Raw genomic sequence first — 11,598 nt, 5'->3', positions numbered from 1 at the left:
GATGATGGCGGGCAGGCCCGCCACGTTGTAGCTGAGCACGTTGAAGCTGCCCGAGCCCGCGGCCGCGGCCGCTGCGACCGACGTGCTCGTGGTGGTCGCCGAGCTCGTGGCGGTTGCCGTGGTCGTGGCGGTTTCCGCGCTCGTCGTGGTCGCTGCGGCCGCTGCGGGGGGCGCGGCGGCGGCGAGGCCGCCGAGGGTGGCGGCCGCCGCCAGGCAGGCGAGGTGTCTGCGCATGCGGGAGTGTCTCCTGGGGGAGTGAAAGCGGTTGCTAGGGAAGCGAATCCGAAGTTACCGCCGGTCACTCCACTTGTCGTGCCCCCGGCAAAACTTTCCGCGCGCTCTTGTCCGGCCCGTGGGGGCGGCGTCGGCGCTCGTTTCCGCGCCGTTCGCCCTGGGCGCCCGCGAGGCGGGGACGGGAGGCGGCTCACGCGAGTGCCGGGTCGCCGGGCCGGGCTGCGGGCGCGTCGCCGGGCTACGGGGCAGCGGGGCCGGATCCGGCGGCGGGAGGGGTCCCGCTCACCCGGTCCGAGACCGGCCAGACGTAGGGCAGATCGTCCGGCACGTCGGGGAAGAGCGGCGCGTAGACGACCGGGTCCTTGCGCACCAGCGCCGACCGGTGGCTGCGGTGAAAGGCGTCGTCGCCGAGCCACGGAGGAAGGTCCCCGGCCGCCGCCAGCCGGGCCTGGTCGCGCACCGGCGCACTCAAGGCCGCACTCGAGGTCACGGTCGAGGTCGCGGTCGCGGTCGGCGCGAGGGGCTGGGCGGCCCTGAAGTCCGCGACGAGCGTGGCCGCACAGGTGTCCTGGTGACCCAGGTCGCACCACGCCCGGCAGATCTCCAGCCCGTACCTCACCAGGGCCTCCTCGTACCCCGTCCACATGCGCACGGCCGGATGCCTGCGCCATCCGTAGCCGGGCCGGACGAGGCCGCGAAGGACCTGCAGCGCCTCGACCCGCTGCTTGCCGAGCCGGCGCCGGTCCAGAACGAGCGCCGAGGCCCTGAAGTCGGGACAGGGCAGGAAGGTCTGCATGCCGCCGCCCCTTTCAGAGCCCCCGGCGTTCTCGTCCGGACCTCGTGGCGCCCTCGCCTCAGCAGGCGTCCTGGCAGGTCAGAGGGTCGAGCCGGGGTCCCCGGGGCGGATGCGTCCGCGCCAGGCGCCGGTCTCGCCGCCGCGGCCCTCGACGTAGTCCTTGAAGCGGTGCAGGTCTCCCTTGACCCGGCGGTCGATCATGCCGAGCATGTCCGCGCCCTTCTCGGCCATGCCGGAGGGCTCGACGTCCATCACGAGCTCCACGCGGGTGTGGGTGTCGTCCAGTCGCTCGAACCTGACCGATCCCCGCTGCCGGGTCTCGCCGCCGACGACCCGCCAGGTGATGCGGTCGTCCGGCAGCTGGTCGACGATCTCGGTGTCGAACTCGCGCCGCACTCCACCGATCTTGGTGATCCAGTGGTTGTGCCGCTCGTCGAGCTGTCGCACCTCCTCGACGCCCTCCATGAAGTTCGGGAACTCCTCGAACTGGGTCCACTGGTTGTAGGCCGTGTGGACGGGCACCTCGACCTCCACCGCATCCTTCACCGTGCTCATGAGCTCCTCCTGGTCTCTTGCCGCGCGCTTGCCGCGCTCGCTGTGTTCGCTGTGTTCGCCGCTCTTACGGCCGTTGCGCACGTCGCCGGGTACCCGCCCGGCCCGGCATGAAGACCCGAGCGGACGAACGGCCTCCGGTCACCGCCCCGGCCTGCGGCTCGACTCGACTCGATTCGACGGAAGAAAAGTCCTATATGTCGAGAATCTGCGTATGAGTGAGACTGGGTCGGATACCCGAACGGAATGACACGGACACTGAAGCGGCGCGGGTGGCACGGGCGCCACGAGGAGCGCGACGCCGCCGCGCGCGAGGACGAGACGATGCGGGCCCCGGCCTCCGCCGAGCCGGAGAACGAGGTCCGGGACGACGACGCGGACAGGGACGGACCGGACACGGTCTCCGCCGGGCCGGACGAGCGGGTCGAGCGGCGGGCTCCGGACAGCCCGACCGACCTGCCCCGACGCTCATGGAAGGCAGTGCTGAAGGGCACCCTGAAGGAGTTCAAGAGAGACGAGCTGAGCGACCGGGCAGCGGCCCTCACCTACTACTCGATCCTGGCGCTGTTCCCCGCGCTGCTGGCCCTGGTGTCGCTGCTGGGCATCGTCGGCCGGTCGGCCACGCAGACGGTCCTGGACAACATCCAGAAGCTGGCCCCGGGCCCGGCCCAGGACGTCCTGCGCAACGCGGTGCAGCAGATGCAGGGCAAGGGCGGGATCGGCTCGGTCATGGCGGTCGTCGGCCTGGTGCTCGCGGTGTGGTCGGCGTCCGGTTATGTCGCCGCGTTCATCCGCAGCGCCAACGCGGTCTACGACGTCCCCGAGGGCCGTCCGGTGTGGAAGGTGCTGCCGGTGCGGGTCGGCGTGACCGTGGCCCTGATGGTGATGGCCGTGATCAGCGCGCTGATCGTCGTGTTCACCGGCGGCCTGGCCCGGCAGGCGGGCACGGCGCTGGGCGTCGGCGACGCGGGGCTGACGGCCTGGTCGATCGCCAAGTGGCCGGTGCTGGTGGTGCTGGTCACCGTCATGATCGCGCTGCTGTACTGGGCGACCCCGAACGCGAGGGTCCGCGGCTTCCGGTGGATCACGCCGGGCAGCTTCCTCGCCCTGCTGATCTGGATGATCGCCTCCGCCGGGTTCGCGCTGTACGTGGCGAACTTCGGGTCGTACAACAAGACGTACGGGACCCTGGCCGGCGTGATCGTCTTTCTGGTGTGGCTGTGGATCACGAATCTGGCGATCCTGCTGGGCCTGGAGTTCGACGCGGAGATGGTGCGCCAGCGCGCCGTCGCCGGCGGCCACCCGGCCGACGAAGAGCCCTACGTCCAGCCGCGCGACACCCGCAAGTGGGACGAGGAGGACCGCCGCCGCCTGGGGTCCTGAGCCGGGGCGGGGCCCGGTCAGGCCGGCGGACGCGCGGTGACACCTTTCGGTGACGGTGGTCCGATGAGCGGTAGAGCCGGGCTCCCGGGGGTACTGAGGTGTCCGACCGGTATGGACGCCGAACCGGCGGCCCGTGCGCCCGAGGAAGGGATCCTGTGAGCGCTCACCCCCCTCTCGCCCTCGCGGCGGCGACCGTCGTCGCCTGCGTGCTGCTGCTGCGCTGGGGAGCGACCCCTCGCCCCCGGCAGGTCCGGCACGTCCGGCGCCTCGGCGGTCCGGCTTCCGCCCGGTCCGGGGCGGCGCCCGCCGCGTCCGAGTCCGCCCCCACCGGACCCGCACCCGCACCCGCGTCCACCTCCGGCTCCGTATCGGCATCCGGACGGGAGCCCGTCGTGGGCCGTGGGGCGCTGCGCGACGCCGAACGGCATCTCAGCGTTCACTGGGAGCGGCTTCGGCCCCTCTACCCGCACGTCTGCGACACCGCCGCCCCGCGACACCACGACCGCCGGCCGACGCCCCCTCGGCTCTAGAGGTAGTCCTCCAGGCGGGCGACCGTGTAGCCCTGCTCCTGGATGTGGCGCAGCAGGTTGGCCGTCATCTCCGTCATCGTGGCGCCCTTGAGCTCGGACGGTCCGCGGAAGTGGGCCAGGACGATGTCGCCCGGGTGGAGCTTCTTGTCGCCGCGCTGGTACTGCATGTTCTTGATCTGCATGGACTCGCGCCACAGGACGATGCTCTCGAGGCCGCAGGACGCGGCGGCCGCCCGGGTGTCCTCGTTGTAGTTGCCGTAGGGCGGACGGAACAGCCGGGGCGTGGTGCCGTAGTGCTCCTTGAGCTTCTGCTGCTGGCCGCAGATCTCCCGCTTCTGGGCGGCCGCGCTCAGGGTGCGCATGTTCGGATGCGTCAGCGTGTGGTTCTGCACGGCGGCGCCGAGTCCCTGGAGCGGCTTGAAGTAGCCGTAGTCGGCGCTGACGGCGGCGTCCGTCAGGAACATCGTGAAGGGGATCTTCAGCTCGCGCATCATCGTCACGAACTTCGGGTCCTTCTCGGCGCCGTCGTCGAACGTGAGGAAGACGATCTTCTGCGTGGTGGGTATCTCGCTGATCACCGGCACCCCGCCGTCGGCGGCCTTGCGCCGCGCGGGCTTGGTCGCGGGAGGGGCGGGCGGTGCGGCCAGCGGCTCGAGGCCCCATTTGCGGTATGCCGCCCGGACGGCTCCCCGTGCCGCCGCACCCGCCTCGCCCCGCGCGCGGGCGGGCGACGGGGAGCGGTCCGGGGCGGCGGAGCCGGAACCGGAGGCCGAGGAGGAGGCGGGCGTGCAGCCCGTGGCCAGTCCCGCCGCGAGAAGGAGACAGGCCGCCGCCGCCGTCTTGATCCGCCTGTCCACGTGTGCCACCCCGAGTCGTCCGTACGCCAGCCTGTTCGACTTGCTTGACGCCGAACTGATGTCCGAGGTTCCACCCTCTGGCCTGCGGGTCCGCATGCGGGGGCCGCCTCCGACGGGTGGTGTGTCCTTCGTCTCGGTGCCGGACGCCGCACGGCTCGCCGGCGTCCTGGCCGCGGTCGGCGACATGGGCCCGGACGGGGCATCAGGGCTGGTCACAGCTCCGCAACGGGAGCGGCCGCCGGCGACACCGCATCCGCGGCGGCGGAATATCTGCGGTCGCGACAGGAGAAATAGTCTTCGCGCGCGACGCTTATTCCCCGGGCCGGAACTGAGTCGGAATTATTTTCCGCACGAGCAGAATGACGCCGTGCTAGTGTCGAGCTCAGTTGCAGTTGTGGTTGCCTTGAGGTTTTCCGACGGGTTGATCATCACGGCGACCGGAGTACGCACAGGGCGAACTCCGAGCACCGTCCCGAAGGAGATAGTTATGGCAACCGGCACCGTGAAGTGGTTCAACGCGGAAAAGGGCTTCGGCTTCATCGAGCAGGACGGCGGCGGCGCCGACGTCTTCGCCCACTACTCGAACATCGCCGCGCAGGGCTTCCGTGAGCTCCAGGAAGGCCAGAAGGTGTCGTTCGACATCGCGCAGGGCCAGAAGGGCCCGACGGCCGAGAACATCGTCCCCGCCTGATACAGGCACTGACGCGTAGTTCTTGCAGCTGGGGCCCGCACCTTGGGGTGCGGGCCCCGGCTCGCTGCTTTTCCCGGGTGATTTCCCCCCCGTTCGCCGGTACTCCGGCGCCCGATTTCTCGGCTCGTTCCCGCGATTTTCTGCGCTGTTCATCTCGCTGCGGAATTCCTTGGCACGCGCCCGTATCAAGGAAGGTTTCTTCATGAACCGTGCGCAGAACACTCGCACTTATGACCGTTTCGGGAGCTCGAACGGCAGCCGTTTCGGCGGCTCCCGCCGCTCCTCCGGCCCCAGCCGCCGGCCGTCCGCGCCGCAGGGCGAATTCGCCCTGCCGAAGACGGTCACCCCGTCGCTGCCCGCCGTCGAGTCGTTCGCCGAGCTCGCGCTGCCGGCCCCGCTGCTGGCCGCGCTCGGTCAGCAGGGCGTGACCGTGCCGTTCCCGATCCAGGCGGCGACCCTGCCGAACTCGCTGGCCGGCCGTGACGTGCTCGGCCGCGGCCGCACCGGCTCGGGCAAGACCCTCGCCTTCGGCCTCGCGGCACTGGCCCGCACCGAGGGCCGGCGCGCCGAGCCCCGGCGGCCGCTCGCGCTCGTCCTCGTGCCCACCCGCGAGCTCGCCCAGCAGGTCACCGACGCGCTGACGCCCTACGCCCGCTCCGTGCGCCTGCGGCTGGCCACCGTGGTCGGCGGGATGCCGATCGGCCGGCAGGCCAGCGCGCTGCGCAACGGCTCCGAGATCGTCGTCGCGACGCCGGGGCGGCTCAAGGACCTCATCGACCGCGGCGACTGCCTGCTGGACGACGTCGCCGTCACCGTCCTGGACGAGGCCGACCAGATGGCCGACATGGGCTTCATGCCCCAGGTCACCGCGCTCCTCGACCAGGTGCGCCCCGAGGGGCAGCGGATGCTGTTCTCCGCCACCCTGGACCGCAACGTCGACCTGCTGGTGCGCCGCTACCTCAGCGACCCGGTGGTGCACTCCGTCGACCCCTCGGCGGGCGCGGTCACCACGATGGAGCACCACGTGCTCCATGTGCACGACGCGGACAAGCACCGCACCACCACCGAGATCGCGGCGCGCGACGGCCGGGTGATCATGTTCCTGGACACCAAGCACGCGGTGGACCGGCTGACCACGCACCTGCTCAACAACGGCGTGCGCGCGGCGGCCCTGCACGGCGGCAAGTCCCAGCCGCAGCGCACCCGCACCCTCGCCCAGTTCAAGACCGGGCACGTCACCGTGCTGGTGGCGACCAACGTCGCCGCGCGCGGCATCCACGTCGACAACCTCGACCTGGTGGTCAACGTGGATCCGCCCAGCGACCACAAGGACTACCTGCACCGCGGCGGACGCACCGCCCGCGCCGGCGAGTCCGGCAGCGTCGTCACCCTGGTGACCCCCGCCCAGCGGCGCGGCATGACCCGGCTGATGGCCACGGCCGGCATCTCCCCCCAGGTCACCCCGGTGCGTTCGGGCGAGGCCGAGCTGAACCGCATCACCGGCGCCCAGACGCCGTCCGGCGTCCCGGTCGTCATCACCGCGCCGCCGGCCGCGAAGCGCCCCCGGCGCTCCGGGTCCTCTTCGTCGGCCTCCTCGGGCTCGTCGTCGTCCCAGGGCTACCGGGGCCGGCGCGGCACGGGCCGGCCCGACCGGGAGTCGGCGCAGTCCGGTGGCCGACGGCGTCCCGTCGCCGGCTCGGCGGCCTGAGACCTCGTCGCCTCGTCACCCCGTCCCCACCGCCGCGTACGACGCGGCGGTGGGGACGTCCGGTATATCCACTTCGTCAGGAGGCATCTTTGACGCCGGTTCGCACGCGACAGCACCGGGCGGATTCCGCTCTCACGGCCAGGGTCCACGGCGGGGAGCCGTCCGGGCCCCGGGTCCTCGACGACATGACCGTCGAGGTGGCCCTCTCCCTGATGGCCGGCGCGGGAGTCGAGTACCTCGTCCTGTGCGACGGGGACGACCAGTGCACGGGCGCGGTCAGCCGTGCCCGGCTCACCGTCTTCCGGGACACCCCCGCGTACACGGACCGGGTCCGGCTGCGTGACGTCCCCGGGTCCCAGCCCGCCTGACGCATGATGCGCCGCCGTCGCCCCTGAAGCCGCCGGGCGAGACCGCCGAACGGCGGACTGCGCACAGCGGACGGCGGACGGCGGACGGCGGACGGCGGACGGCGGACGGCGGACGGCGGACGGCGGACGGCGGACGGCGGACGGCGGTGAAACAGCCGAATCCGCCGGCGCGCCTCCGGACAGGTCCTAGCGTGGGGTCATGACAGCGAGTTGCCAGGCCTGCGGGGGCCCGATCGAGAGCGCCGGCGGCCCCGGGCGGGTCGCCTCGTACTGTTCGCAGGCGTGCCGTCAGCGCGCCTACCGGGAGCGCAGGCGGCCGGACGGGACGCCCGTCAAGGAGCTGGTCTCCGACATCGGGAACCGGCTCGGGCGGCTGCGGCTGCAACCGGGGCTCGCCTTCCACGCCGACGTCGAGGCCCTGTCGACCCGGTTCGCGCAGCTGCGCCGCCTCGCCCGCGAGGCGCGGCAGGGACGCGAGGAACGCGAGGCATGGCAGGCGGATGCGGGTGCGGGTGCGGATGCGGGTGACGCTCTCCCGGTAGGTGAGGCGCTCGCGGAACGTCATCCGGAAAACGTCACACCGGACGCCGTGACGAATTCTCTCGTGCCGCCTCCCGGTTCCCGTGAAACGCCGTCCGGTGAGGACGCCTTCACAGCCCTCGTGGAGGGGCGCCGACGCGAGCTGCGGGTGCACTGCTACCGGCTGCTCGGGTCCTACGACGAGGCCGAGGACCTCACGCAGGAGACGTTCCTGCGGGCCTGGCGGGCGCGGGACACCCTGGACGACGTGGCCAACGTCCGGGCCTGGCTCTACCGGATCGCCACCCATGTCTGCCTCGACTTCCTGCGCAGGCACAACCGCCGGCCGGCGCCCTACGAACCCGTGCCGGGCCTGGACTCCGGAGACGGGCCCCCGCCCCCGCGGCTGCCCTGGCTGCAGCCGTTCCCGGACGACCAGCTGCCCGAGACGCCCGCGCCGCAGCGCCGCCCCGACGAGGAGGCCGTGGCCGGCGAGACCCTCGAACTGGTCTTCCTGACCGCCGTCCAGCTGCTTCCGCCGCGCCAGCGTGCGGCGGTGATCCTGCGCGACGTCGCGGGCTGGTCGGCCCAGGAGACCGCGGACCTGCTGGGTTCCACCCTGGCCTCGGCGAACAGCGCGGTGCAGCGCGGCCGTTCGGCGCTGCGGGGGGCGCTGCCGGGGCGGCGCGAGGACTGGTCGGCCGCGGCGACGCCCAGCGCGGAGGACCTGAAGCTGGTCCAGCGGTACGTGGACGCCGTCGCCCGGGCCGACTTCGACGCCATGGTCGACCTCGTCCGGGAGGACGCGGTCCTGACCATGCCCCCGAACCCGTTCTGGTTCACCTCGCGTGACGCGCTGTTCGCGTTCGTGCGGCCCCACATCGACCCCGCGTCGCCGATGTTCTTCGGACACTGGCGGCTCATGCCCGTCCGGGCCAACGGCCAGCCGGCGGTGGCCGGTTACCTGCGGCGGCCCGGGACCAGCGTCTTCCGCGCCCAGCTCATCGACGTTCTGCGGACGCGGGAGGGCCGGATCGCCGAGATCACCACCTTTGAACCGCATCTGTTCCCCGCGTTCGGGCTGCCGATGACGCTCTGAGGCCCCGGCCGGGCGATGAGTTCTCCCGGCGGTCGCGTCTTACGGGGCGAAGGGCGCACCCGGCGCCCCGGTCCGAGGAGCGGATGAGGCATGGCGAAGAGCCTGGAGAACAAGGTCGCGGTCGTCTACGGCGGAGCGGGATCGCTCGGCGCGGGAGTGGCGAAGGCGTACGTGGAGGCCGGGGCGCGGGTGTTCCTCGTCGGCCGTACGGAGGAGACGCTGCGCAAGGCCGCCGCCGGGACCGGCGCGGAGTACGACGTGCTGGACGCACGGGACGAGCGGGCCGTCGAGGCCCACGCGACGTCCGTCGTCGAACGGACCGGCCGGATCGACGTCTCCTTCAACCTCGTGCCGCGCGGCGATCTGCAGGGCGTGCCGCTGACCGAGATGTCGGTCGAGGACTACACCCGGCCGGTCGTGCAGGGCATCGCATGCCAGTTCGTCACCGCCCGGGCCGCCGCCCGCCGGATGACCGCGCAGGGGTCGGGCGTGATCCTCTCCCTGAACAGCGGGTCGGCCAACGGCACCCCGATGCTGGGCGGAACCGGTGCGGCCGACGGCGCGCTGGACGCGCTGATCCGCCAGTTCGCCCAGGAGGTCGGACCCGCCGGGGTCCGCGTCTGCGGGATCTGGACCGCCGGCGTCGTCGACACGCTCACCCCCGAGAAGCTGACCGCCGCGGGCGCGCCGGCCCAGGACGAGGCCGCCGTGCAGGGCATCCGAGCCCACCTGGACGGTATGCGGATGACGAAGCGCTCGCCGCGGATCGCGGACATCGCCGCGCTGGCGACGTTCCTCGCCTCCGACGCCGGCGTCGCCGTCACGGGCACCTGGGTCAACGCCACCGCCGGAATGTTCCCGAGCTGACCGGCACGCGGGGGCGCCCGTCCCGGGCCTCACGCGTGTTCGGCGGTGGTCTTCAGGTCGCGGAGCCAGGCTTCGAGGCCCGCGGCGAGGGCCGCCGTCGCCGTGGGGACGTCGGCCTCGACCTGCGCGCCGGTCCACGTCTCCTCGGTGTGGACGCGTACACCGCCGTCGACCTCGGTGAACGTCCACAGGTGGACGCCCTCGTCGATGCGCAGGCCCTCGCCGACCGCGGGCCCGCTCCACAGGACGCAGCCGCCGCGCTGGAGTTGCCGGACGGTGGAGGTGATCTCCAGCGTGGTGGCCGCAGTGGTGGGGGTGGCGGGCGCCGGGGTGGTCCAGCGGAACCGGGAGCCCTTGCGGAGGGGGCCCGCGTCGAGGCGTTCGGCGCCGGTGACCGGCGGCTGCCAGACCGGCCAGCGCTCGACGTCGGTCTGCAGTGTCCAGATCCTCGCGAGCGAGGCGTGGATCACGACGTCGGACCCGTACCGGATACGGGCAGCGGGATCCACTCCGTGCCCACGGCACGCGCTGCCGCCTCGACCGGCGGGAGCCTGAGCGGGAGCGGGAGCGGAGGCGGGCGCGGGGGCAGCCTGAGCCGGAGGGACGGCGGCCATGAGGACACCGGCGGCGGCCAGCGCGCTCACCAGCGCGGCCTTGCGTCCGGTGCGCCTGAAGCGCGTGGTGCGCGTGGTGCCCGCAGTGCGGGTGGTGCGCTCGGTGCCGGTGGTGCGTTCGGTGCCGGTGGTGCGCTCGGTGCTGGACATGGTGGTCCCTCTTCTCGTCGTCGTGAGGGGCGCCGGGGGTGGACGGCCCGGTCGCCGGGGGAGGCCGGAGTGCTCGCTCAGGCGCTGACCTGGCCCGCTCGCTGACGCGGGCGGCCGGGTGCGCGGGTGGAGGCGGGGCTACGGGTTGAGGAGGACCTTGCCCGCGACCGTGCCGGACTCGGCCAGGCGCAGGGCCTCGGCGACGTCGGCGAGCGGGTAGCGGGCCGCGATCCTCGGGGTGACGTCGCCCCGCTCCAGGGCCGCGAAGAGCTCGGCGAGGTCCGCGCGCAGCCGGGACCGGAAACGGTTCTTCGACAGGGCACGGCCCGCCCAGACGTTGAAGAAGCAGGCACGGCGGCGGTTGGGCAGCGCGTTCCACAGCCACAGCCGGGCGACCAGCTTGAGCACGGGCAACTGCTGGGAGCCCTCGTCGTCCCGTGTGGAGGCGGTGCCGTACGAGACGAGCGTGCCGCCGGGTGCGAGCAGCTTCCAGGAGTCGACGATGCCCCGGCCGCCGACGTGGTCGAACACGGCGTCCACGCCTCCCGGGGCGAGTGCGCGGACGCGCGCGGCGACGTCCCCGGTGCGGTAGTCGACGGGGGTGACGCCCTGTTCCCGCAGGGCGTCGTGGTGGCGGGCCGACGCCGTGCCGATCACCCGCGCGCCGGCCGCCCGGGCGAGCTGGACGAGGATCGACCCGACGCCGCCGTTGGCGCCGTGCACCAGGATGGTCTGCCCCGCGCGGACCCGCGCCCTGCGGTGCAGCATCTGCCAGGCGGTGATGCCGTTGACCACCAGCGTCTCCGCCTCGGCCGGGTCGATCCCGTCGGGCACCGGCACGGCGTCGGCCGCGTCGACGAGCACATGGCTGGCCCAGGCGCCGACCTTGACCAGGGCCGCCACCCTGGCGCCGGCCAGGTCGGCGGCGACGCCCTCGCCCGTCGCCTGCACCGTGCCGACCAGGTCGTAGCCGGGCACGAAGGGGAACGGCGGCTGGTCGTAGTACCGGCCGCGCCGCATCTGCTGCTCGGCGAAGGAGACCCCGGTCGCCTCCATCCGGACCAGGACCTGGCCGGGGCCCGGGGCGGGGACCGCTCCGCGCCGGATCCGCAGCCCCTCGGGCTCGACCTTGCCCGGCAGGACGATCTCGACGAGTTCTCCGGCGGTGTTCATGACGGCCTCCAGCGGTCCGTGACCACAGCATGTTAGCTGTGCTTGCGTTCGTTAGAA

12 protein-coding genes and 1 pseudogene are annotated in these 11,598 nt (G+C 72.9%); 7 read left to right on the top strand and 6 right to left on the bottom strand.

The window, feature by feature from the left end; genetic code table 11:
- The 3 genes and pseudogenes from Sri02f_RS31435 to Sri02f_RS31425 all read right to left on the bottom strand — a co-directional run.
- Nucleotides 1-234: pseudogene (locus Sri02f_RS31435) on the bottom strand (hypothetical protein); the annotation flags it as partial.
- Between the two features lie 238 nt (nucleotides 235-472).
- Nucleotides 473-1,030, bottom strand: coding sequence for an MSMEG_6728 family protein (locus tag Sri02f_RS31430; protein ID WP_109004706.1), 558 nt, complete (start codon nucleotides 1,028-1,030; stop codon nucleotides 473-475).
- A gap of 78 nt (nucleotides 1,031-1,108) precedes the next feature.
- Nucleotides 1,109-1,585 (bottom strand): SRPBCC family protein, encoded by a 477-nt coding sequence (locus tag Sri02f_RS31425; protein WP_109004705.1) that lies wholly within the window; start codon nucleotides 1,583-1,585, stop codon nucleotides 1,109-1,111.
- A 321-nt stretch (nucleotides 1,586-1,906) separates the two neighbouring features.
- Between Sri02f_RS31425 and Sri02f_RS31420 the strand changes: the two genes are divergently transcribed.
- Both Sri02f_RS31420 and Sri02f_RS31415 read left to right on the top strand, forming a co-directional pair.
- Nucleotides 1,907-2,965 (top strand): YihY/virulence factor BrkB family protein, encoded by a 1,059-nt coding sequence (locus Sri02f_RS31420; RefSeq protein WP_373865143.1) that lies wholly within the window; start codon nucleotides 1,907-1,909, stop codon nucleotides 2,963-2,965.
- Between the two features lie 155 nt (nucleotides 2,966-3,120).
- Nucleotides 3,121-3,495: a hypothetical protein gene (locus Sri02f_RS31415; RefSeq protein ID WP_109004703.1), complete on the top strand. Its 375-nt coding sequence runs from the start codon at nucleotides 3,121-3,123 to the stop codon at nucleotides 3,493-3,495.
- Here Sri02f_RS31415 and Sri02f_RS31410 read toward each other — a convergent pair.
- Nucleotides 3,492-4,361 (bottom strand): polysaccharide deacetylase family protein, encoded by an 870-nt coding sequence (locus tag Sri02f_RS31410; RefSeq protein WP_245970890.1) that lies wholly within the window; start codon nucleotides 4,359-4,361, stop codon nucleotides 3,492-3,494. The genes Sri02f_RS31415 and Sri02f_RS31410 overlap by 4 nt on opposite strands.
- A 478-nt stretch (nucleotides 4,362-4,839) precedes the next feature.
- On the opposite strand from Sri02f_RS31410, the gene Sri02f_RS31405 reads away from it, so the two are divergent.
- From Sri02f_RS31405 to Sri02f_RS31380, 5 genes are all read left to right on the top strand, one after another.
- The gene (locus Sri02f_RS31405; protein WP_030224351.1) at nucleotides 4,840-5,043 is read left to right on the top strand and encodes a cold-shock protein; all 204 of its coding nucleotides are present in this window, start codon (nucleotides 4,840-4,842) and stop codon (nucleotides 5,041-5,043) included.
- 202 nt (nucleotides 5,044-5,245) lie between these two features.
- Nucleotides 5,246-6,751 carry a DEAD/DEAH box helicase gene (locus Sri02f_RS31400; protein WP_109004701.1) on the top strand — a complete coding sequence of 502 codons (1,506 nt, stop codon included), beginning with the start codon at nucleotides 5,246-5,248 and terminating at the stop codon, nucleotides 6,749-6,751.
- Between the two features lie 185 nt (nucleotides 6,752-6,936).
- Entirely contained in the window at nucleotides 6,937-7,119 is a 183-nt protein-coding gene (locus Sri02f_RS31395; protein WP_245970889.1) for a hypothetical protein, read from the top strand.
- 199 nt (nucleotides 7,120-7,318) lie between these two features.
- Nucleotides 7,319-8,737 carry an RNA polymerase subunit sigma-70 gene (locus Sri02f_RS31385; protein WP_109004699.1) on the top strand — a complete coding sequence of 473 codons (1,419 nt, stop codon included), beginning with the start codon at nucleotides 7,319-7,321 and terminating at the stop codon, nucleotides 8,735-8,737.
- Nucleotides 8,738-8,827: 90 nt separating this feature from the next.
- The gene (locus tag Sri02f_RS31380; protein WP_109004698.1) at nucleotides 8,828-9,604 is read left to right on the top strand and encodes an SDR family NAD(P)-dependent oxidoreductase; all 777 of its coding nucleotides are present in this window, start codon (nucleotides 8,828-8,830) and stop codon (nucleotides 9,602-9,604) included.
- A gap of 29 nt (nucleotides 9,605-9,633) precedes the next feature.
- Here the strand turns inward: Sri02f_RS31380 and Sri02f_RS31375 are convergent, their stop codons facing one another.
- The gene (locus Sri02f_RS31375) at nucleotides 9,634-10,218 is read right to left on the bottom strand and encodes an SRPBCC family protein (RefSeq protein ID WP_218029906.1); all 585 of its coding nucleotides are present in this window, start codon (nucleotides 10,216-10,218) and stop codon (nucleotides 9,634-9,636) included.
- Between the two features lie 288 nt (nucleotides 10,219-10,506).
- Nucleotides 10,507-11,541, bottom strand: a complete 1,035-nt coding sequence (locus Sri02f_RS31370) for a medium chain dehydrogenase/reductase family protein (protein WP_109004696.1) — start codon at nucleotides 11,539-11,541, stop codon at nucleotides 10,507-10,509.
- Between the last annotated feature and the right edge of the window lie 57 nt (nucleotides 11,542-11,598).

Source organism: Streptomyces rishiriensis (assembly GCF_003112535.1).
Taxonomy (GTDB): domain Bacteria; phylum Actinomycetota; class Actinomycetes; order Streptomycetales; family Streptomycetaceae; genus Streptomyces; species Streptomyces rishiriensis.
The sequence above is the reverse complement of the archived record's forward strand: the minus strand, read 5'-3'. Positions and strand labels throughout refer to the sequence as shown.